The 20,674-nt window shown below is 55.0% G+C and carries 21 protein-coding genes, 1 tRNA gene and 1 pseudogene; 5 read left to right on the forward strand and 18 right to left on the reverse strand.

The window, feature by feature from the left end; genetic code table 11:
- Window positions 1–888, forward strand: coding sequence for an ATP-binding protein (locus tag JOD69_RS19205; RefSeq protein ID WP_245245685.1), 888 nt, complete (start codon window positions 1–3; stop codon window positions 886–888).
- Window positions 889–1,096: 208 nt separating this feature from the next.
- On the opposite strand, the gene JOD69_RS19210 is transcribed toward JOD69_RS19205, so the two are convergent.
- From JOD69_RS19210 to queA, 6 genes are all read right to left on the reverse strand, one after another.
- Window positions 1,097–2,215 carry a polysaccharide pyruvyl transferase family protein gene (locus JOD69_RS19210; protein ID WP_086133573.1) on the reverse strand — a complete coding sequence of 373 codons (1,119 nt, stop codon included), beginning with the start codon at window positions 2,213–2,215 and terminating at the stop codon, window positions 1,097–1,099.
- 33 nt (window positions 2,216–2,248) lie between these two features.
- Window positions 2,249–3,817, reverse strand: coding sequence for an FAD-dependent oxidoreductase (locus tag JOD69_RS19215; RefSeq protein ID WP_086133574.1), 1,569 nt, complete (start codon window positions 3,815–3,817; stop codon window positions 2,249–2,251).
- Between the two features lie 71 nt (window positions 3,818–3,888).
- Window positions 3,889–4,143: a YkgJ family cysteine cluster protein gene (locus JOD69_RS19220; RefSeq protein WP_086133575.1), complete on the reverse strand. Its 255-nt coding sequence runs from the start codon at window positions 4,141–4,143 to the stop codon at window positions 3,889–3,891.
- A gap of 4 nt (window positions 4,144–4,147) precedes the next feature.
- On the reverse strand, window positions 4,148–4,570 hold the full coding sequence (locus JOD69_RS19225) for an HIT domain-containing protein (RefSeq protein WP_086133576.1): 423 nt from the start codon (window positions 4,568–4,570) through the stop codon (window positions 4,148–4,150).
- 7 nt (window positions 4,571–4,577) lie between these two features.
- Entirely contained in the window at window positions 4,578–5,684 is a 1,107-nt protein-coding gene (locus JOD69_RS19230; protein ID WP_086133577.1) for a lysylphosphatidylglycerol synthase transmembrane domain-containing protein, read from the reverse strand.
- A gap of 40 nt (window positions 5,685–5,724) precedes the next feature.
- Window positions 5,725–6,759 carry a tRNA preQ1(34) S-adenosylmethionine ribosyltransferase-isomerase QueA gene (gene queA / locus JOD69_RS19235; protein ID WP_086133578.1) on the reverse strand — a complete coding sequence of 345 codons (1,035 nt, stop codon included), beginning with the start codon at window positions 6,757–6,759 and terminating at the stop codon, window positions 5,725–5,727.
- A gap of 83 nt (window positions 6,760–6,842) precedes the next feature.
- Between queA and JOD69_RS19240 the strand changes: the two genes are divergently transcribed.
- From JOD69_RS19240 to JOD69_RS19255, 4 genes and pseudogenes are all read left to right on the forward strand, one after another.
- Window positions 6,843–6,929 (forward strand) — tRNA-Leu (locus JOD69_RS19240).
- Between the two features lie 351 nt (window positions 6,930–7,280).
- A pseudogene (locus JOD69_RS24835) lies at window positions 7,281–7,430 on the forward strand (type II toxin-antitoxin system HicA family toxin); the annotation flags it as partial.
- A complete protein-coding gene (locus JOD69_RS19250; RefSeq protein WP_240506834.1) occupies window positions 7,427–8,005 on the forward strand; it encodes a type II toxin-antitoxin system HicB family antitoxin in 579 nt (192 codons plus the stop codon). The pseudogene JOD69_RS24835 and the gene JOD69_RS19250, both read left to right, overlap by 4 nt.
- On the forward strand, window positions 8,005–8,313 hold the full coding sequence (locus JOD69_RS19255; RefSeq protein WP_077728011.1) for a hypothetical protein: 309 nt from the start codon (window positions 8,005–8,007) through the stop codon (window positions 8,311–8,313). The genes JOD69_RS19250 and JOD69_RS19255 overlap by 1 nt, the downstream gene beginning before the upstream one ends.
- 158 nt (window positions 8,314–8,471) lie before the next feature.
- Here JOD69_RS19255 and JOD69_RS19260 read toward each other — a convergent pair whose 3' ends face one another.
- From JOD69_RS19260 to JOD69_RS19315, 12 genes are all read right to left on the reverse strand, one after another.
- Window positions 8,472–9,125 (reverse strand): hypothetical protein, encoded by a 654-nt coding sequence (locus JOD69_RS19260; protein ID WP_077728010.1) that lies wholly within the window; start codon window positions 9,123–9,125, stop codon window positions 8,472–8,474.
- Window positions 9,126–9,426: 301 nt separating this feature from the next.
- On the reverse strand, window positions 9,427–10,062 hold the full coding sequence (locus JOD69_RS19265) for a hypothetical protein (protein WP_205780634.1): 636 nt from the start codon (window positions 10,060–10,062) through the stop codon (window positions 9,427–9,429).
- Window positions 10,063–10,374: 312 nt separating this feature from the next.
- A complete protein-coding gene (locus JOD69_RS19270; protein WP_077728008.1) occupies window positions 10,375–10,938 on the reverse strand; it encodes an NUDIX hydrolase in 564 nt (187 codons plus the stop codon).
- A 3-nt stretch (window positions 10,939–10,941) separates the two neighbouring features.
- Window positions 10,942–12,009, reverse strand: coding sequence for a uroporphyrinogen decarboxylase (hemE, locus tag JOD69_RS19275; protein WP_077728007.1), 1,068 nt, complete (start codon window positions 12,007–12,009; stop codon window positions 10,942–10,944).
- 128 nt (window positions 12,010–12,137) lie between these two features.
- Window positions 12,138–13,760: an AAA family ATPase gene (locus tag JOD69_RS19280; protein WP_077728006.1), complete on the reverse strand. Its 1,623-nt coding sequence runs from the start codon at window positions 13,758–13,760 to the stop codon at window positions 12,138–12,140.
- Window positions 13,747–14,829, reverse strand: coding sequence for a 3-dehydroquinate synthase (gene aroB, locus JOD69_RS19285; protein WP_077728005.1), 1,083 nt, complete (start codon window positions 14,827–14,829; stop codon window positions 13,747–13,749). Before aroB ends, JOD69_RS19280 begins: the two co-directional genes overlap by 14 nt.
- The gene (gene aroK, locus JOD69_RS19290; RefSeq protein ID WP_077728124.1) at window positions 14,826–15,356 is read right to left on the reverse strand and encodes a shikimate kinase AroK; all 531 of its coding nucleotides are present in this window, start codon (window positions 15,354–15,356) and stop codon (window positions 14,826–14,828) included. Before aroK ends, aroB begins: the two co-directional genes overlap by 4 nt.
- 134 nt (window positions 15,357–15,490) lie before the next feature.
- Window positions 15,491–17,596, reverse strand: coding sequence for a type IV pilus secretin PilQ (locus JOD69_RS19295; protein ID WP_240506836.1), 2,106 nt, complete (start codon window positions 17,594–17,596; stop codon window positions 15,491–15,493).
- A 128-nt stretch (window positions 17,597–17,724) separates the two neighbouring features.
- Window positions 17,725–18,192 carry a pilus assembly protein PilP gene (locus JOD69_RS19300; protein WP_240502357.1) on the reverse strand — a complete coding sequence of 156 codons (468 nt, stop codon included), beginning with the start codon at window positions 18,190–18,192 and terminating at the stop codon, window positions 17,725–17,727.
- Between the two features lie 103 nt (window positions 18,193–18,295).
- Entirely contained in the window at window positions 18,296–18,940 is a 645-nt protein-coding gene (locus JOD69_RS19305; protein ID WP_077728003.1) for a type 4a pilus biogenesis protein PilO, read from the reverse strand.
- Window positions 18,937–19,521: a PilN domain-containing protein gene (locus JOD69_RS19310; protein WP_077728002.1), complete on the reverse strand. Its 585-nt coding sequence runs from the start codon at window positions 19,519–19,521 to the stop codon at window positions 18,937–18,939. The genes JOD69_RS19305 and JOD69_RS19310 overlap by 4 nt, the downstream gene beginning before the upstream one ends.
- Entirely contained in the window at window positions 19,521–20,582 is a 1,062-nt protein-coding gene (locus JOD69_RS19315; RefSeq protein WP_077728001.1) for a pilus assembly protein PilM, read from the reverse strand. Before JOD69_RS19315 ends, JOD69_RS19310 begins: the two co-directional genes overlap by 1 nt.
- Window positions 20,583–20,674: the final 92 nt, after the last annotated feature.

Raw genomic sequence — 20,674 nt, forward strand, 5'->3', positions numbered from 1 at the left:
ATGGAATTACTCGCACAACTGATCGCCAGGGCATCCGAACTGCTCGATCGTCTCGAAAGACGGATGCCTTCCGGGCCGGCGGAACCCGATTGGGAAGGCGCCATCGCCTTCCGATGGCGCGGGGCCGGTCACGCCAGCCCATTGCAGCCCATCCGAAATCCTCACCGACTGGCCTTGGCCGATATCTTGTGCGTCGACCTGCAAAAGGGCGAGCTGGACCGGAATACCCGGCAATTCATCCAGGGATTGCCGGCCAACAACGCCTTGCTTTGGGGCTCGAAGGGCACCGGCAAATCCTCGCTCATCAAGGCTCTTCTCAACGAATATGCCTCCGTAGGTCTGCGTGTCATAGAGGTGGACCGGCAGCATTTGGTCGAGCTGCCGGACATCTTGGAGCTGCTCTATCCGCGTTCGGAGAAATTCATTCTGTTCAGCGACGATCTTTCGTTCGAAGCGGACGATGCGGGCTACAAGGCTCTGAAATCCACGCTGGAAGGCTCGTTCAGCGCCCCGCCGGCGAATGTATTGATCTACGCTACTTCCAACCGGCGGCATCTGCTGCCCGAGTACCACGAGGAAAACCTTCAAGCCCGCCATATCGAGGGCGAAATCCATCAGGGCGAAGCGGTGGAGGAAAAGATCTCGCTGTCTGAACGTTTCGGCTTATGGCTGTCTTTTTATCCGTTCAATCAGGATCAATACCTGGACATCGTCCGGTACTGGCTGGACAAGCTCCACACCCCTTTGGACGACTGGGAAGCGGTGCGTACCGAGGCTCTTCGTTTTGCCCTTCAACGCGGTTCCCGCAGCGGCCGAGTTGCCTGGCAGTTCGCGAAGGACTGGAGCGGCCGCATGCAGCTCGATATGCGGCCGGTGAATAACCCCTGATCGTTTCAGATGACTATGGGAATCGACCGAGTATCACTCAACGCCGAAGCAGCTAGAGCATTTTCTGATTCGGTGTACGGGAGCCCCATACGTAGGTCGGCAATCCCTTGCCGACGTACCGGCTCGGCAAAGGGCTTTGTCGGCAAGGGATTGCCGACCTACGTTCTTCCCGCCCCACACGAATCCGTACACCGGGATCAAAAACGCTCTAGCCTGATCTCGTCAGAAGACGGACGAGAAGCTGATTCGTCTCTCGCGCACGGGATTGGAGGGCGGGGAGCCGTCGCTTGATCCTGGCGCGAATTTCATCTCGCGTGTCCCAACAACGGTCTATCCTGGCGATGAGCTGACCGATCCCGACATCGCCCAGCGGCGGCGTTTCCATCTCCAGATCGTCAAGAAAACCTACGACTTTGGACGCGTAGGGAAGCGCCACGAAAGGTGTCCCCTGAAGGGCAGCGAAGATCAGAAAATGGAGCCGCATACCCACGGCGAACTCGAAACGCCCCAGAAGACCAAGCGTTTGCTGAGCAGAGTAATGCCGTCTCAGAATTTCCGCTCGTTCCGAATTGTGCATGTGCGCCACCACCCCGTGGCTGTGCTGGACGTCGGTCCGTTCCATCGGAACGAAAACGACGTCGGCATCGAGCCGGTCCACCATGAAATCCGCGGTATTGGCGAGCAGCGCGTGATAATGCTCCGGGTCGAGATCGGGAGCCGCAGGACCCGGCTCTCTGACCGAAAAGCCCACCAGGTGGCGTTCGAACTCGACACCCTCCGATTTAAGGGCTTCGAGCGGAAGCGGCTCCGGACGTAGGAGCAGAGCGGGATCGGCGGTCAGATGAATCTCGCGATCGATCCCGACGTCTTCGAGCAGCCGATAACCTTGGCGATCCCGCACCGTGATGATGGCCGCGTGGTTCAAAGCCTCGCGTACCGCGCTACGCGCACTCGAATCCGTGAGTGGCCCCGCGCTCACCGCGTACACGACCACAGGAACCCCGAATTCATGCGCGAGAAACACTTCCCTCAAATAGGTCTCGGCGTCGCGATCGTAAAGAATGCCGCCTCCACCGAGGATAAACAGATCGAGCCCCTCCACTTCCCTGCTGACTTCTTTCCGGGTCAGGTTCCGGACCGGGACAGCACGCTCGACCTTGTGCCGGCTCAGCGTATCCTCAGGGTTCCGCGAAAAAACCGTGATCTCGGCCTCGATGGACCGGCGCAACTGGCTCGCTATGCCGTCCAGAATGGCCTCGTCGCCGAGATTCATCCCGCCGTAGGATCCTGAAATGCCGATACGGAATCGTCGGTTCTGCTGATCCATCGACTGTCTCCGAAAATCATCTCAACCCAAACCTCAAAGCGGCGAAAGCGACGGCCAGGAGAGCGCGATTCCCTGCCGCCGAAGCAGGGATTGGAAATCTTCCAGCAGTGCCTTGCGGCTTCTCACGAAGCGCGGCGGAACCTTGCGCTCAAGGCAGAACGCCGCCAGCAGCCCCGCCGCCTCGCCCACGTTCCATTCGACATGGTGTACCCGATAAGCTCCGTTCGTGATGTGCGTCACGCCCAGGTTCTTGCCGCCGGGCAATAGGTTTTCGACGCGCACCGGCAGCAACGATCCGAGCGGAATCTGGAATGGCCAGCAGCCGAGGTCCAGATAACCAGCGCCGCTGGTACGGGGGTGGAGATCGATGCGGTAACATCCGATGCCGACCGAGTCGTCGAAAAATTCGGGGCCGTCCGGTCGGAGCGGATGTGCGATGTGCTGTTCGAGTACGGTGAACTCGGCCCGGATGCGCCTGGACTCCCGGATGTAAGGCGCCGGCGCGAGTCCGTCGACGGTTCCGCCGACCACGTCCCGGCGAAGGCGGAGCCCTCGATATCCGATTCCTCCGTCCGGCCGCGGAGCTTCGGTCTGGAGCCAGTAAAGCAGACTGAGGCTGAGTTGCCGCGCGGCCTCCAGATTTCGTGCCTGCTCCACTTCGTCGACGCCGCAGACCGGTCCGAACCAGTAATCGTTCTGGGGCCAATTGACTACGCTGACGTCGCTGGGCGCGAAGCCATGCTCGAAGTTGGTGACATCCAAAATTCGACGAAAGTGCCACCAGGGCCGTCCGTCCTTCGCCTCAAACAAGAAACGCGTCAACGGCTCGTGGGTTTCGGGCCGACTCGTAGTCCAGCCGAGCAATCGCCCCGGCCAGTCCGGCGGCCGGTAATCACGCCACAGCTCGTATTGCCGTGGCTTATCGATAGTGTGGTCCTCGCCGGGAAGGTACTCCATGGCGAAGCAAACCGTGATCGCCTGCTGATCCTTGGGATCGGCCATCTCGGACGCGTGGGGCTCGCCGGTTTCGGCGCGGGATTCGGCGCCCAGCACATGTTCCACTCCGGCCAGGGCGAGCAACTCGCCCTGCGGAGTCGCATCGATGAAATAAGATGCTTCGATCAGGGTGTCACGTCCGGATTCAAGACCTCTGACGACCACCCCGGTCACCCGATCACCGTGGGTCCATGCGTCAATCGGGCAATGGGGGTGCATAACGAACATTTTGCCGCTGAGTTGATACGGGGCGATCATCTGATGGAGAACCGCGACCGCGACGCGCGGATCGTGGCAGAGTCGGCTGACCCAACCGTTGCCCGGATTGAGATGCTTCGCCGCCGTTGCCACCGGCGTGAGCGGCAAGTGCGCGCGGTAGTATTGGCGGATACCTTCCCGCAGCGCCTTATAGCTGGCCGTCGCGCCGAATTCCTCGATCCACGGATGCTCGTCCGGGGGAACCGCCTGATTCGTCAACTGACCGCCGATCCAGTACGTTTCCTCGGTCAGAACGACCCGATATCCCACCCTGGCCGCGCCCAGGGCGGCAGCACAGGCGCCAAGCCCTCCTCCGATGATGGCGACATCCGTGCGAAGAACCTCCATGCCTGATCTCCTCCGTTCACTCCCTGGATATTGACTGTTGCGAACGGTGCGAGTTCTGGTTCGCCGGCGGACTACGGGAGCGTCGCATCTTCCAGCCAGGTCAGATAGGCGATCGCCTCTTCCCGGCTGTTGCCGCACATTTCCTGCGACGGCTGCAGTCCCGCGCAACAAGCCGGACGGCCGGGCTGCCCGAAAATGGCACATCGAAAATCAGGGGTCAGATGCATGCACCGAACGCCTGACGGCTTGCCTTCGGGCATGCCGGGAAGCGGGCTGGAAATTGATATGGCGATGCAGCAGGCGCCGCAGCCGGTCCGGCAGTCCATGGTCTCAATCGAAAAAGACAAAATGTTGCAAAGGCGCGGCTCCGAGCTTTCGCCTGATCTCCATGATAGTAGGTGCGTCGTAAGGCAACGGATCGAAGCGACCCCAAATCGGACCGGGCCACGCCGGATCGCCTCGATAGCGCACCACATGGTGAAGGTGAAGCTGTGGCACCAGATTGCCGATGGCGGCGATATTCATCTTATCGGCACGAAACAGCTCCGACAGCGTACGGGAGAGGTGGGACGATTCCCGCATAAGCTGAACCTGGTCCTCATCCGTCAACTGATAAATCTCGCTAAGCTCTTCCCGCTCCGGAACGAGGATGAACCACGGATAGCGGTTCTCATTCATCAGCAAAAGCCGGCACAACGGAAAATGGCCTAACTGAATACAATCCTGCGACAAACGAGGATGCAATTCGAACATAAAGGGCTCAATCGATACCGATTCGCGGCTGCCGGACATCGGAGCCATACACGCGCTTAACCCAACGCGTCATGACCGGCACGCCGATGATCAAATAGGGATAGTAGCTGATCAGCCGCCACAGAATGGCCAGACCCAGGGCCACGCCAGCCGGGGCGAAATCCCCGAACAGCCAGGAAAAACCGAGTTCGGCGACGCCGGCGCTGCCGGGAGTCGGCGAAAGAACCATGACTATCCATAACACGGCTTGTCGACCAATGGCGAGCAGATGATCGAACAATGTCATCGGCACAGGGGAAAAAGCCGCAAGAACGCAGTTCAAGACCAGATATCGGCCTATCCATGCAAGCGATGTCGCCACCCAAACCTGAAACCAGAAAATCGATTTCCTATCCCGCAAATCACGCGAGGCCGTGAGCAGGTCGTTGACCATGTGCAAGCCTCGCGAGCGCCAGAAGCGGAACATCCGTAGCATGAGCAGCCTGGTCAGCCACCAGTTGATCCAGTGCGGCGCTACGAACAATGCCGCAATAAGCAGTATCAAGTAGACGACCAGCCCACCCCAAGCCACCCAAAACCCGACCATCATGCTGGTTCCGAGCAGTTCCGACCGAATGTAGTGCAAGGGCGCGAAAATGTCGGCCTGAGGAACGAACAGGCTCGCGAAGAAAGGGAGCGAGGTATAGAACACCTGATCGAGAAAAACCGTGGTAAATACGATCGCGGTGCTGCGACCGATGCTGATCTGTTCTTTGACCAGCATAAACACCGCAACGGCGGCTCCGCCGACCATGGATGGCGAAACCGCGGCGAAGAAATCCCAAAGGAGGATTATTTCGAGACAGGTCCGCCACTCCAGCTTACGGTCGGTCAATATCCGCAATTGCCACATGTAGCCGAAATCGCGCAGCATCATCATCAGGAGCGCCAAAGCAATCCAGAAGACCGAACGCGAAGTCCAGGCGAAACGATCCAGCACCTCGCCCATCGGAAGGCCGCTCTTGACCCATTCGCCATACAGCGTGTAGCCGACGATACCCAATCCCAAAACGACCGGTAACAGAATTCGCACGGGGCTGAACTGCTTAAGAAGCTCGGACGTCTTCGCGACCATTCCGGTTCCGCATAAAAATTGATGGTCTGGGTATTATCGGTTACGCATGCGGCTTGTGCGTGACAAACATCGCGTCGCCGTAACTGAAAAACCGGTATTTGCGCTCTACGGCGTGCCGATAGGCCGCCAGAACCTCGGAATAACCGGCAAAAGCGCACACCAAGGTCAACAGGGTGGATTCCGGAAGATGAAAATTTGTAACCATGGCATCGACACAACGAAAGTGGAAGCCTGGACGAATAAACAAATTCGTCTCGCCTTTGTAAGAAGTCAGGGACCCTTTAAGCGAGGCCGACTCCAATGTCCGCACTACGGTTGTTCCGACGGCAATCACCCGCCCCCCGCGCTGCCGAACCTCGTTAACTTTTTCCACCACGTCCGAACCGACCTCGCAAAGCTCCGAATGCATTTTGTGCTGATCCAGTTCATCCACCCGCAAGGGTTGAAACGTGCCGCTGCCCACATGCAGCGTCACAAAAGCCCGCTCGATACCCTTCGCAGCCAGGCGCTCCAGCATCGCTTCATCGAAATGCAGACCGGCGGTGGGCGCCGCTACGGCACCGGACGCCTTCGCAAACACGGTCTGATAACGTTCCCAATCGGATACCGAATCCGGCCGGTCGATATAAGGCGGCAGAGGAATATGCCCAACGGCGCTCAAGACTTCATCGACGGTTCGACCGTCGAGAAGCATCAGCAGGAACAAATCGTCTTGCCGTCCTTGAACTGTGCATCGAAAACCGCCTTCGAGAAGAATTTCGGTTCCCGCTTTCGGAGCCTTGCTTGCACGCACATGGGCCAAGCCCATACTCGGACCGAGCACCCGTTCGATCAAAACCTCCATCCTGCCTCCGGACGCTTTGCGGCCGAAAAGCCGCGCCGGCATGACTTTGGTATCGTTAAAGACTAGAAGGTCGCCCGCACGAAGCAGTTCCGGCAGCTCGATAAACATACGATCGTCAATTTCGCCGGTCGTTCCATCCAAACACAGCAGCCGACTGGCGCTACGCTCCGGTAGCGGGTACTGGGCGATCAGATCCTCGGGAAGCTCAAAAAAGAAATCACTTTTACGCATCGACAGATGGTAACAGTCGGGGAGAAAAGAATGCAGTATGTGGCTTTTTAAGAGAGATTTCTTTATAATTCGCCTGCTTTCGCGCCGAGGTGGCGAAACTGGTAGACGCGCCAGACTCAAAATCTGGTTTGGGAAACCAAGTGCGAGTTCGATTCTCGCCCTCGGCACCACTTAAAAAATCAAGACGTTATGAACTCGAAAGCATCAGACAAAAACGGCAAGCAAAAACGCCTGTAGATGCAATGTAGAGAAGTAACGCAGAAATGAGCCCGGCAATGAACCGGGCTTTTTTGTTTTTTCCAAAGAGAAGCTCGAAGATGAGCCAGACTAGCGTATGCTGCTCAAAGCGATGTGATTAGCAACCGTGCAACTAAATTACAGTTGCTAATGTAACCATCGGTTACTAAACTCTGTTTCGAGTCGTGAGTAAGAAAGAAAAACTCATCGAACGATTGATCGCGGTCCCTTCAGACTTCACGTGGACGGAACTCGTGAGCGTCTTGTAACACTTTGGATATCGGCAAAGACAAGGGGATGGATCTCGTGTCAAGTTTGACAACGGCAATCCGAATGACATGATCAATCTACATAAACCGCATCCAGGTTCAATCGTTAAACGCTACGCTTTGGAGATGGTCATAGAGAAATTAAAAAACGCGGGGTATTTATGATGAATATGCTGCGCTACAAAGGCTACTATGGTTCCGTTAACGTTAGCTTCGAGAACGGATGCTTATATGGGAAGTTGGAATTTATCGATCCACTTGTTACATTCGAAGCCCAAACCGTACCTGAGCTTTTAAATGCATTCCATGAGGCAGTAGACGATTACATTGCTACGTGCGAAGAACAAGGCGTCAAACCACAAAAGCCCTATAGCGGATCATTTAACGTTCGGATCGGCCCCGAACTCCACAAAGCAGCAGCTCGGGTTGCTAGGTTACAAAAGACTAGACTTAATGAGTTCGTCAAACAAGCAATTCAACGAGCGGTAGAGACGTTTGACGCTAGCGAACGTAACCGAGAAGTTCCATTAATGTGTCATAGGTCTCTGGGCACGGATGAAAAGCTCTCGGCCATTTTCGGCTTGCGTTCCGCCCTTCAGAATACGCCCGATACACCCGTGCAACTACTTCGGGGACTTGCGGTCTTGCGGAGCACTACCGCAACGATTACTAACGAACCAGAAGATAAGCCGATCATTGTTCCGGATAATTTAGTCGGGTACGCCAGGACGGTAAATTAATGAGCACAGAAAAGCAAGTTGAAACAGAGGAACCAACTCGGTTCGCGTTCTCGCACAAAGAGATTGCCGAAGTATTAATTAAGAAACAGGGAATCCACGAAGGCATTTGGTCCTTATATATGGAGTTCGGGCTATCTGCTGCCAATGTTGGGCAATCCGAAAGCAATCTTCTCCCTGCTGCGATTGTTCCTGTAGTGAAGATAGGCATTCAAAAGGCAGAAAAGTTGACCTCGATTGCGGTTGACGCATCGGAAATTAACCCAGCGCCAAAGAAAAGCAAGAGGACACGTCATTCAACACCCGAATGATGTTGAGAAGTAAGTATTATCCCCCCGACAGAGCCGGGGAACTCCCGATTTGGTTAGAATAAGGCCCGCGCGAGCTTTTTCTAACCCGCCAATTATCCAAATAAAAAAAGTACGGGTAAGTCGAAACTCGGCTGGGGCCATCTCCAAGCAAGCGCCCATCAAGCAATCGAATTGATCAGCCGAATCTTTTCGCCTTGAGTAAGCCGATAAAACCGGCGGAGTTCTTCCATCATCTCGCCTGCCCGCGCTTTTTTCAGATAACGGGTTTCCAATCGAAGGCAATACTTGCCTGCATAATGGTTGGCATCTTCATAGCGCTGCCGCTGAACCTGGTCCAATGCCGCGTCGTAAGCCGGGGCCTCGAATAGGCAATATCGAAGTTCCGAAGGTACAAGACTTTTGCCCTGCCGCTTCCATAGCGATGTGGCGGTTACGAATTTATCCACCTCGGCCTGCATCTCCAGTTCCATAAGCGTCACGCCGCGCTCGACGCCAGCGTTCCATATGAGATAAAGAAAGTGACTGACGCCTTCCACGGCCAAAAGGAAATCGATGAAATTTTCGGAATGAAGACTCACCAGCGGATCATCATCGGTCAGGCGGGCCAATACCGAGGCATCGAGGAAAAGTGCGAGATCCAGATGGTCATCTTGTTGCGAGACCAAGAGCTTCTCTTTGCTTTCGCGAGGATTGATGCTGGTGTCCAAACGCCGCGCGAGGTCCGGATCGGTAATCAAGAAATCCTCCACATCGAGATCAACCTCGATGCGATAGATGCGCTCCAGCAGCTTCTGCAGGACATTCAGGCGCATAATCCTAGAAACGGCAGTTGGACGCGTCCGAGTGTGCGGCGGGCGGGCCGGATGGCAAGCCTGTCCTGAGCTCGGTCGAAGGGCCTGTCCTGAGCCCCGTCGAAGGGGCGCGACGAGGCAGCGAGGTAGTCTCCCGCGATGAGAAGCAACGCCGCCAGGCAGCTCGCCCGCCGTGCAATCGGGTGCGTAGCCTTTTCACCTAAGCGGTGAGATCGGTAGAAGGTAGGACGGTCAGAATTCATGCGGCTTTTCTACTCCTTCTAAAGCGGCCAACTGCCGTTTCTAGGAAGTGGCGCCTCCTTCAGTTGTGCCGGCGACTGATCGAGCCTTGGGCCGGCTCTATGCCCAGTTTCCTCAGCTTGTCAGCCGCGCGCTTGCTGCCGGTTCGAAGCCAGATTTCGTAGAGCCTCATAATATCGGTGCACGAATTCAACGGGGTTCTTTCCCCGACCTCCGACAGTACGTCCACGAACGATTGGAACTTTTCGGAAAGCTCGCCAAAAATCGCGCAGAAAGCTTTGCCTCGTAAGGTGCCTCGGTTAAGGTCGCACAGATATCCATAGGCGGTACCCCCCATGGCGATGTAATAGTCGATGTCGACGAGCTTTCGATTGAGGCTGGAGGAAAACAAGCCGGATATCAATAGCGCCACGTCTCCGAGCCTGCGCAGAATTTGATGCCTCTCTTCCATGCTCGCCGCCTCCACGGCTTCAGCGTAGATCAAGGCAAGTGGCTGCAATGTGACGCCTTCGGCGGTACGGGAAAACAGCTTGTCCGCCTGGGTGAAATAGGCAAGCAAGTTGACGATGTAGTAGACGGTGTCCTCTCCGGCATCGACTTTTTGATTCGATAAAGCCGTTGTTACCGATTCCCTGAAGAATTCCTGGACGTTTACATCCGTAATCAAGTTCGCGTCGAGGTTTTCAGGCGCCATCATGTCTAGACCTCCAAAGAGTTAAGATCTACCCCAAAAAGCGACGAATCCGCCCGTGTTGCAAGCCGATCATGAAACTTCTCCTCGAGTATAGCAACTGTCCGTAAGCCTACGCCTCCGGTATGCCGGGAGAAAAAACGGATTATCCATTGGACGACGACGAGCGGTCGCGGTTCTCCTTACCGTGATCGATCAGAGCTTTTGCCCCAATTCGATCAAGGTTATGTCGCTTATCGATAATACAGGCAAAAGCCGGACCATTCGGGCGCCGTAACCCGATGGTGGAACAGCGGACCTATTGGCAGACCGGTTTAACTAACGGCAGGCGGGAGGAAGCAAATTTCTGAGGCAAGCAAGCTTTAACAGGCCGGCGGCACTGATCGAGTCGGTGATTGTGCCGTCCATCACCATGCGCACCGCCTCCAGCAAAGGCAGCTTCTTGATTGTAATAGCCTCCGTCTCTTCGAAGTCCGGTTCGCCCTCCACCAAACCCTCCGCAAGGAACACATAGCCTTCCTCGTCGGTAACCGAGTTCGTGGTATGCAAGTGCATGAAAACACTCCAGTCCTTGGCTATCAGGCCGGTTTCCTCCTTGAGCTCGCGTTTCGCGGTCTCCAGAATGTCTTCACCTTCGGGCGAACCGCCCATGGGAATTTCCCAGAAATAGGCATCGGGCACGTAGCGATATTGGCCGACCAGCCAAGTATTGCCTTCGGCGTCTATCGGTATGATGCCGATAGCCTGACTCTTGAAATGGATCCTGCCATAAATACTCAACCCGCCGGATGGGTTGATCACCTCGTCCTCGTCCAGACGAATCCACGGATTTTCGTAGACTTCCCGACGCCGAATCAATTTCCAAGGGTTGTGCTCCGACATAAATCAACGTCCGTGAAATGCGGGACTGAGTTCGTGCACGGCTTCGATCATCGCCTTGGCGTGCTCGGGATCGACATCGGGCAATATCCCATGTCCCAAGTTGAACACATGTCCCTCTCCGTGACCGTATTGCTCCAAGACCCGCTTTACTTCGGTGCGTATGGCCTCGATCGGTGCATACAAAGCCATAGGATCCAAATTGCCTTGCAGCGCGACCTTGTGCCCCACTCGTCGACGCGCCTCTCCGATGGGTGTGGTCCAATCCAAGCCTAAGGCGTCGAATCCCGTTTCCGCCATGGCTTCCAGCCACTGTCCGCCGCCCTTGGTAAAGAAGATGGTCGGTATGATTTTGCCGCCGTGGCGCCGATTCAGCTTGTCGAGTACGCGCTTGGCGTAAGCCAAGGAGAATTCTTCGTAATGCGCCGCCGGCAGAATTCCACCCCATGTGTCGAACACCATGACCACATCGACGCCTGCGGCGATTTGGGCATTGATATACAGCGCTACGGCGTCGGCCAATTTTTCCAGGAGATCATGGAGAACCACGGGTTGCTCGTACATCAATCCCTTGACCCTGCGAAACTCCTGCCCGCCGCCGCCCTCGACCATATAGGTGGCCAAAGTCCAGGGACTACCCGAGAACCCGATAAGCGGAACGCTGCCGTCCAGATTTTGTTGAATCAGGCGTACAGCATCCATGACATACCGCAAATCGGTTTCCGGATCAGGAACCGACAGCCGGCGCACATCCGCAGCACTGCGGACCGGATTTCTGAAATGGGGCCCCTCGCCTTCGACGAACTCCAGACCCAAACCCATGGCATCCGGCACCGTGAGAATATCGGAGAATAGAATGGCGGCATCCAGACGGAAGCGCGCGAGAGGCTGCAACGTGACCTCGCAAGCCAGTTCGGGCGTGCTGCACAATTTCATAAAACTGCCCGCTTGCTCCCTGACGCGACGATATTCGGGCAAATAGCGGCCCGCTTGGCGCATCATCCAAACCGGGGTCCTTTCGGTGGGCTGTCTCAATAGTGCACGGATAAGACAATCATTTTTAGGTGCATTCATGGCATCACGCAAATCAATGGCAGAAAGATCGGGTTACAGCAATGGGCGTAAAAATCGACACTCGGGAGCAAGACATGGCATTCACGCCGAATTCATAACACGCCTTTAGAACATCCGTTCGATTAATTTCAACGAGCCGAAGAATCAACCGACGAGCTAAGCTCCGCATGCCGCGGCATCATTCGCCGAATCTCTTGGTGAATAGATTTCATCTGTCTGGGCAAAGGCTGACCGACGGAAAGGGGTAAAGTCGCCGTTGCTTCCTTGGCCGCAGGCAGAGTCGGATAGATTCCGAAAAACAGCGGATAGAGATCACTGCTCCCCTTGCGGGAACGAAAACTGGCCAGTTCGCTGCCCGGCGGAAATTGTTTGGCCAGCTTACGCACCGCGTTCAATCGGGAAACGGCGACGATCTGCAAGGTGTAGGCTTCGGGACTTTGATTCATCAGCCATTCGGCACTCTTAAGACCTTCCATAACGATCTCTGGCGATCTCGAACGCTCGCTCTCTTGCGCACCCGATTGGCCCCTCTTCGCCTCAGCTTCAGTTACAGCGCCGGCCGGCGGCAAACGGTCCGGCGACATCTCGATCTGCGCCTCCGACATGCTTTTCGGTTCTTCCATGACCGAAGGCGGTAGTGGCTCACGCTGGGTGTCCGGTTCTATCGGCTTATGAGCTTCAACTGTTTTCTTCGCCTCCGCTTCGAACGTACGTGTCGCTGCCATCTCTACCGATTCGCGAATCGGTAGGCTCTCCGACTTTTCGCTCTCGGCTAGCGGCAAAGGCACAGATGACGATTGTGGATCAGTAAGCGGCTCGTCAAGATTCGGGGGCTGGACAGCTTGGGCCTTTTCGGAGTCGGGAGAGACAACGGAGACCATCTCGGGATTTTGGACAACAGGGCCATCGTAAATCTGTTGGTCCGGCTCCGGGATCTGCCGCGAGAACATCAAAAAAAACGCGTAGGCCGTTGCGCCAACCAATAAGCCGGCGCCGGTAAGCCAACCGACCTTAGTCGATATCGCCGCTGTGGCCGATCCGTAGGGAGATCCCAGAATTTCGATCACTTTGCCAGGAATTCCTCGACTTCTGGCATGCAGCCGTTTTACGAAGGATTCCGTAATTCCGTGCTCGGTGACCAATTCAGGCAACGTCACCCTCAATTGGTCCGCGAAGAGTCCGCATTCCTCTTCCGATAGTGCGGGAATCTCCAATATAAACGCATCGCCAAGAGCGGATTTGTCGGTGTCGGATTTTTGCGGCATTTCTTCGGTGCGCATTGCGAATACCAAGCACAAGGAAGGATAACGGCCAGCTAACTGCCATAAGGCGTCTAAAAGCCCCGACACGAGCGCGCCGGCATCGTCGAGCAGCAGCACCACGTTTCGACGCTCCTTGGCATAGCTTTCCAGCAAATCGGTCAAATCCGCTCCCGACGATGCCGATCTCGATTTTTCCTGATTTAAGGCGCGGGACAACTCATCGACGATGCGCTCAAAACTCACGCCGGGCGCTGACGTCAAATAGCAAACCGTTGCAAGTGGCGCCAAGCGGGTCTTGAGAAGACGCAAGAAGGTTGTCTTGCCGATGCCTTCCGGTCCGCATACGACGATGGGCTGAGCCAAGTTAACCGCCAAGTGCGAAAGCAAGTCGAACTTTTGTATGCGTGCCGCAGAAATCAGCGATAAGGATTGCCCGCCATGAGCGCTCTCGCGACCGCTGGCGGGCAGTGAAAGCTCAGCCGCGCCCATATTCACTCAAGGTGGCCCGAAGCAACTCGAGATCGACCGCTATAGGCAAAGTTGCCCGCCCGATCTTTTCCGGCAAGATTAGCCGCAGCTTACCTGCCACGTTTTTTTTGTCGACAGCCATCAGGTCCAAATAGCGGTCTACATCCAAATTCGCTGGCGGCGTCACCGGCAGCCGTGCCCGCCTAAGCAACGAAATGATGCGCTCGACGCTATCAGTATCCAGCCAACCCAACCGTCGTGAGAGATCTGCGGCCTGACAGATTCCGATCGCTACTGCTTCGCCGTGCAGATAGCTTCCGTAACCCATTCCTGTTTCAATGGCATGCCCAAAGGTGTGCCCCAAATTCAGTGTTGCTCTCACCCCGGACTCCCGCTCGTCTTCGGCTACAACCTCCGCCTTGTTGATACAGGATCTCTCGATGGCGTAGGTTAGGGCGTCGGCATCGCGGCCCAAAAGCATCTCCAGGTTGGCTTCCAGCCAGACGAAAAATTCGAAATCGCGGATAAGACCGTATTTGATCACCTCGGCCAAGCCGGCGCTAAACTCCCGGTCAGCCAATGTATCGAGCGTCGAAGTATCGGCCAGCACGCATTGCGGCTGATAAAAAGCCCCGATCATGTTCTTGCCGCGCGGATGATTGACTGCGGTTTTTCCACCTACGGAAGAATCCACCTGCGCCAGCAAAGTCGTCGGAATTTGAATGAACGGCACGCCCCTCTGATAACACGCGGCGGCGAAACCCACCAGATCGCCGATTACCCCGCCCCCTAGGGCGATGAGAGACGCGTCTCGGCTGAATTTTCGGACAAGCAACTCATCGAAGATGACCATTGCCGATTCGATGCTTTTATAAGACTCGCCGTCCGGCAAAACCACCTCGGCGGTCTGCTTGCCGTCTAGGCTCTGTCTGACCCGGTCCAAATAGAGGGGGGCAACCGTTTCGTTGGTAACCACCATGACTTGGCTGGAACTGAGGTGCCTAGACAGGAGTTCGCCGGACTCCAGAACTCTCGAACCGATATAAATTGGATAGCTGCGTTCGCCCAGGCTGACAGTCAGGGTTTTCATGAATTCGCGTTTGCTCGGTTATAGGCTTTCAAGATTTGGCGGACGGCGCTGCGGCTGGAATGCGTTCCCGTATCCACGATGAAATCGGCCAAAGAGCGATAAATCGGCTCCCGCACCCGCAACAACTCTTGTAGTCGCTGGCGAGGATTTTCGGTCTTGAGCAGCGGCCGGTTGGAATCTTTGTGAGTTCTCTCAAGCTGCTTTTCGACCGAACACTGCAGATATACGACGAATCCCCGCCCATGCAGCACTTCTCGATTCTTCGGCAACAGAATCGATCCCCCCCCGGTAGCCAACACTATTCCGTCCTCGCAACACAACTCGGCCAAAACTTCGGATTCTCGCCTTCTGAAGCCTTCCTCACCCTCATACTCGAAAATCATAGGGATACAGACGCCGGTGCGATGTTCTATCTCCCTGTCACTATCCACGAATCGGACACCCAAGGCTTTGGCCAGAAGTCGCCCAATGGTCGTCTTGCCCGCTCCCATGGGCCCGATCAAATAAATATTGTGCGTATGTCTCATGCTGCCCGAGGTGAGAAATCGGGTCATCATACCATGTGTGTCGAAAATACCGGGCAGTAACACTCACAGCCGGCCTGAAAACAAAAAGGCGCCGCCGTTTAAGGCCGCGCCTTTGTTTCCAATGTCAGCAGAAATCAGCGAAGGGCGAGATCTTGCTTGAGAACTTTCGGCGTGATGAAAACGAGCAACTCCCTTTTTGTATCTTCGACATTATTTCTCCGGAACATATATCCGATTCCCGGCAGATCCCCGAAAAACGGAACTTTGTCGGTGTTATTCCGATTCAAGCCCTCGTAAACGCCTCCCAACACCACGGTTTCCCCGTTGGCAACTTGTGCCGTCGTTTCGATCTCGCGCTTATCGATTGCCGGGCCAACTGGCGTTTGCTGGCCTTGTTCATCTTTCTTGATCAACAATTCCATCAACACTTGATCGTCGGGCGTGATATGCGGCGTCACATTCAGCTCAAGCACTGCCTGCTTGAAGGTGATGTTGGCCGACGCTCCTCCCCCCGCTACAACCGTAGTTTGATAAGGAATCTCGACACCCTGCTTGATGACCGCCTTGGTCTGGTCCGAGGTAATCAGCCGAGGATTGGAGACTGTTTCGCTACGCCCCTCACGCTGTGCGGCCGATAACTCGAGATCAAGCAAGTAATCGCCCGCTTTGATGAGAGTGAATCCAAGGGCGCTCGCGCCACCAGTCGCGGCGGTTGCCGCGCCCTGAGCCGCGAGATCCACCAGCACGTCGGCGTTGGTCGACTTCTCCCCGCCGGCGGCCGGTTGCTGGAAAATGACGCCGCTTGATCCCGAACCTGCATCTGAAAAGGAATCGGCGCCTCTCCCTTTAACCAGCCTGTTGACCTGAAGCCGACTACCCAAATCCCTCAGAAAATCGTTTCTGGCAATGACGATCCGAGATTCGATCAGTACCTGCCGAATTGGCTTGTCCAACTGGCGAACAAGATCGCGGACTCGCTCCAAATTGCGCGGAGTATCTTTCACGATCAACTGATTGGTCCGCGGATCGACGGTTACGTTACCCCGACCGGATAAAACCGATTGACTCACATCCAGTGTCGATACGGCTGTGGATGCCGACGCACCGCCGATGCCGGCCGGTTGACTCATGGATTGGCTAATCCGTTCAGTGGTGCCGACTAAAACTTTCTTGATATCTTCGGCCGTGGTGTAGTTGATCTGGATGATTTCCGTCCGCAGCGGCTCCAAATCTTCCACGACTTTCTGAGCTTCGAGTTCCTCCTTCTCCTGTTTATTGATTTCTTCCAACGGTGCGACGCGGATGATGTTTCCTTCTTGCCGTTTCCCCAATCCCTTGGACTTGAGGACCAATTCCAAAGCCTGATCCCACGGAACATCGTTGAGCCGAAGGGTTACATTCCCCTGAACGGTATCGCTGGCAACAATATTCAGGTTGGTAAAATCAGCCAGAATTTGAAGAACAGACCGCACCGGAATGTCCTGGAAATTTAGCGTCAGCTTCTCGCCCGAGTACGAGAAATTCTTTTTCTTGATTTCCTCTTTTTCCATTTTGGTCAACGGACGAAATTCCACCGTCAGGACGTTATCGGTCTGGTAAGAGGAATAATCGTAGTCGTCGGAAACCGTCGCTACGACCATCCTCGCATGGGCACCTTCCGTCGTGGCGTCGACGGAACGGACAGGAGTAGCGAAATCCATGACGTCGAGCCTGCGCTCCAATTGCGGAGGCAGACCCGTGTCGGCAAATCTGACAATGACCTTTTGTCCCTCTTCGTGGATATCAACCAAGGACTTAGGATCGCTCAGCGTCACTAGAAGTCGTCCCTCACCCTTTTCGCCACGACGAAAGTCAATGTTTTCAATCCGCCTATCGCTTCCGCCGAGTGGCCGATCCATAAACTGCGATTTTGTCGATGCTGCGCTCGCGGCGGCAATCGGTGCAGTGCCGCTTTGCAGTGTGATAAGAATATTGTCACCGTCTAGCCGGCTGGTGTAGGGCATCATGTTGGTCAAATTGATGACCACGCGGGTACGACCGGACGATTCCACGGCTTGAACACTTTGAGCTCCACCCACATTGATCGGCACTAATTTCTGGTCCAAACCGTTCGTTACGCCGGGCAAATCCAGTGCAATGCGGGCGGGATTTTCGGTATGGAAGATTCTCGGCTCTCTGGCGGGCCCACTTAAACCCAAAAGCAGCTGTAAGTTATCCCCAGGCAGGATCGAAAAATCCACGGACTTAAGTACAAGCCCCTCCGCCTGACTGACGGGCAGATGCAGGGACAAACCGATCAGAATAAGACCCATCATTCTTTTGTATCGCTGCCGTGCGGCCGACGCGATACGGTTACCTATTTCCGCTCTCATTTCTTCTCCCCCACTTCCGCCAAGTCAAGAGACGCTTTACGTTCACGCCATGCCCCGGGACTGTCGGATATGATTTCTACCAATTCGATCAAGTTTTCTTTGATGTTGACGATCTTGCCGAAGTTTTTTCCCATGTGATTACCGACGCGCACCCGGTGAATCGTTCCGTCGGTAGCTTTCACTAATCCCCACAGCGAACCTTGCCGATCGACCGTTCCGACCATGCGTAGCGTATCCAGCTCGTAGGATTCCAGTTCCTCCTTAGGGCGATTGATATCTGGCCGGATGCTACTCGCAATTTTTTCCTCTTCAGTCTCCTGAGCCTTCTCATCGATAACGAAAGGATTTCGCAAATCCTCCGCATTGAATACAAATGGCTCTACTGTCTTAACTTCCGGCAACGGCTCGACTGATCCTTTCTGACGTGCCTTGACCTCTGCAACGTAGGCCTGTAAATCCGTCAAATCGTCCCCGGCGCATCCGGTTAGTCCGATAGCGAGCATCCACGACACGAGGAGTCGTGGATGGCACGGCGGTACCAAAAACTTCAAGTGCCCACCCATAGTGCTACTTTCTTTGTTGTGGCTTTTTAACTTGATTCGCTGGAGCAGGCCCCTCGTCCAGGTAGCGATAAGTCCTGACCAGCGCGCTCATGACCAATGGGTCCTTTGCGGATTTCTTTGCTCCCGCATCCTTGTTGTGGGCTGCGATCTTCACGTTATGTATCGTTACGATTCGCGGTAACGACGCCAGTCCGCTGATGAACGCACCGAACTCCATATAGTCGCCGATCACGCGGATTTCTATGGGTAACTCCGCATAGAACTCTTTGGCGATTTCGGCGCCGGGTTTGAAAAGCTCGAACTCCAATCCGGCCGCTAAGCCGGTTTGAGAAACGTCGACCAATAATTCGGGAACCTGGGTTTTATCGGGTAGCTGCCTGAGCAAATCGCCGAAACTCTTCTCGATTTCCGCCATTTGCTCCTTGTATTCTTCTAGATTTGCGGCCTTTTTTTGCCGCTGCTCAAATTTGTTCTTGAGTTCCAGTTCCTTGCTTTCTTCAGTTTCGAGCTGCGCGATTTGATCCTGAGTGTCCAAGTAGTACCCCAAGCCACTCAGAATTAGGCATAGTATGGTAATAATCGCCACCTTGATCGGTAGCGGCCACGCGCCCGCGTTTTCTATGTCCCAATTGATTTCGGAAAGATTCATGACGGTTTCCTTTCCTGATTGTCCGCCTTATCTCCTCCCTGCTTGACCTGAAGCGTAAAGCGGTTGCCCTGTGCTTTTTTGCTTTCCTTAGCCTCCTGCTTGGTCTCGATGATGTTTAAAAGGGGCTCCCTCATCCAAGGCGAAGACTCCAAATTCCGCATGTAAGCGGAAACTCGGGCATTGGACTGGGCCATTCCATTCATCGTCAGATTGCTATCCAACTGGGTTAAATCCGTTAGATAAACACCTTCGGGAATGGTACGCGCCAACTCATCGAACAAATGGACGATCTCGGGCCGGCTCGCTTGCAATCGCTGGATGACTTCCATCTTGGCGATCAGCCGTTTTTTCTTGGTTTCCAACTCTTCGATTTCCTTGATCTTCTGATCGAGCAGGGCGATCTCGGACTCCAAGTATTGATTACGCTGGCTCTGATAATCGATCATGCTGCCGATGAAATAATGAACGAAGCACAGAATCGCCCCGGTCGATAGCAACGCGGCCAGGGTAATAGCGACGAATTCCTTTTGCCGTTGTTTGCGATGTTCCGCACGCCAAGGAAGTAAGTTGATTCGAGCCATCAGTCCAAACTCCTTAATGCCAATCCACAAGCAGTCATAAGTGCCGGAGCATCATTGCTCAAACTTTGCGGTTTAACGCGCGGCGCGAGAGACATGGTGACAAACGGGTTGGCGGAAGTAGTGGGGATACCCAGAATGCCTTCCACGAAACGATCGATCCCTTGGATCGAGCCGCACCCTCCGGCCAACACGAGCCCGTCGACGGTGCGATGCGAGCTTGAAGACAGGAAAAACTGCAGCGAGCGGCCGATTTGCTGCGCCATCGCTTGTTTGAACGGCTCCAGCACTTCGAGCTGATAATTGTCTGGAAGACCGCCGTGTTTTTTTGCCAAACCGGCTTCCTCATAGGAAAGCCCGTAACGACGCTGGATTTCTTCCGTCAACTGCTTGCCGCCGAATCCCTGCTCGCGGGTATAAATGATGCGGCGATTATGGATCACATTCAGGGTCGTCATGGTCGACCCGACATCAGCCACGGCGATGGTTTGATCCGAACTGTAGCCGGGCAGTTGATCCAAAATAAGATTGCACGCATTCTCCAGGGCGTACGATTCCACATCCACGACTTCCGCCTTGAGTCCGGCCATCTCCAGAGCCGCCACACGATCCTCCACATTCTCCTTACGAGAGGCGACCAGTAGCACATCGACCATGTCCGGATTTTTCTCGGCTTTGCCCTGCACCTCGAAATCCAGGCTCACCTCGTCCAGTGAGTAGGGAATGTATTGATCCGCCTCCAGTTCGATTTGCGCTTCCAACTCGTCATCGCTTAGAGAAGCGGGCATCGAGATCATCTTGGTTATTACCGAAGAACTCGGTACCGCCACCGCCGCGTGCTTCAATCGGGTGCCCGATTGCTTGATGACCGATTTGATAACATTGCCGATGATTTCAACCTTAGCGATGTTCTTGTCGATCACGGCGTCCAACGGCAACGGCGCGACAGCATAGCTTTCCACCCGATAGTTCTGTCCGTTTCTACTCAGTTCCAGCAGCTTTACGGCCGCCGTGCTGATATCGATGCCAAGTAGCGGCGGTCTCTTGTGGTTCAAAAAAAACATCGATGACTTCCTAAACTGGCCTTGACCTCATGCAAGCGATACCGTGTCTTAATGGCGTTTCTCATCGCCCGCTAGACTCTGTACTGTAGTAT

Source organism: Methylocaldum sp. RMAD-M (genome assembly GCF_017832375.1).
GTDB lineage: Bacteria > Pseudomonadota > Gammaproteobacteria > Methylococcales > Methylococcaceae > Methylocaldum.

Bases quoted from the DNA above. Each gene is read 5' to 3' on its own strand.
- queA (WP_086133578.1), bottom strand. From the start codon at position 6,759: ATGCGTAAAAGTGATTTCTTTTTTGAGCTTCCCGAGGATCTGATCGCC.
- JOD69_RS19210 (WP_086133573.1), bottom strand. From the start codon at position 2,215: ATGGATCAGCAGAACCGACGATTCCGTATCGGCATTTCAGGATCCTAC.
- JOD69_RS19315 (WP_077728001.1), bottom strand. From the start codon at position 20,582: ATGTTTTTTTTGAACCACAAGAGACCGCCGCTACTTGGCATCGATATC.
- JOD69_RS19215 (WP_086133574.1), bottom strand. From the start codon at position 3,817: ATGGAGGTTCTTCGCACGGATGTCGCCATCATCGGAGGAGGGCTTGGC.
- JOD69_RS19280 (WP_077728006.1), bottom strand. From the start codon at position 13,760: ATGGGCGCGGCTGAGCTTTCACTGCCCGCCAGCGGTCGCGAGAGCGCT.
- JOD69_RS19260 (WP_077728010.1), bottom strand. From the start codon at position 9,125: ATGCGCCTGAATGTCCTGCAGAAGCTGCTGGAGCGCATCTATCGCATC.
- aroK (WP_077728124.1), bottom strand. From the start codon at position 15,356: ATGAGACATACGCACAATATTTATTTGATCGGGCCCATGGGAGCGGGC.
- hemE (WP_077728007.1), bottom strand. From the start codon at position 12,009: ATGAATGCACCTAAAAATGATTGTCTTATCCGTGCACTATTGAGACAG.
- JOD69_RS19265 (WP_205780634.1), bottom strand. From the start codon at position 10,062: ATGATGGCGCCTGAAAACCTCGACGCGAACTTGATTACGGATGTAAAC.
- JOD69_RS19220 (WP_086133575.1), bottom strand. From the start codon at position 4,143: ATGGACTGCCGGACCGGCTGCGGCGCCTGCTGCATCGCCATATCAATT.
- JOD69_RS19225 (WP_086133576.1), bottom strand. From the start codon at position 4,570: ATGTTCGAATTGCATCCTCGTTTGTCGCAGGATTGTATTCAGTTAGGC.
- JOD69_RS19310 (WP_077728002.1), bottom strand. From the start codon at position 19,521: ATGGCTCGAATCAACTTACTTCCTTGGCGTGCGGAACATCGCAAACAA.
- JOD69_RS19255 (WP_077728011.1), top strand. From the start codon at position 8,005: ATGAGCACAGAAAAGCAAGTTGAAACAGAGGAACCAACTCGGTTCGCG.
- aroB (WP_077728005.1), bottom strand. From the start codon at position 14,829: ATGAAAACCCTGACTGTCAGCCTGGGCGAACGCAGCTATCCAATTTAT.
- JOD69_RS19205 (WP_245245685.1), top strand. From the start codon at position 1: ATGGAATTACTCGCACAACTGATCGCCAGGGCATCCGAACTGCTCGAT.
- JOD69_RS19270 (WP_077728008.1), bottom strand. From the start codon at position 10,938: ATGTCGGAGCACAACCCTTGGAAATTGATTCGGCGTCGGGAAGTCTAC.
- JOD69_RS19230 (WP_086133577.1), bottom strand. From the start codon at position 5,684: ATGGTCGCGAAGACGTCCGAGCTTCTTAAGCAGTTCAGCCCCGTGCGA.
- JOD69_RS19305 (WP_077728003.1), bottom strand. From the start codon at position 18,940: ATGAATCTTTCCGAAATCAATTGGGACATAGAAAACGCGGGCGCGTGG.
- JOD69_RS19250 (WP_240506834.1), top strand. From the start codon at position 7,427: ATGATGAATATGCTGCGCTACAAAGGCTACTATGGTTCCGTTAACGTT.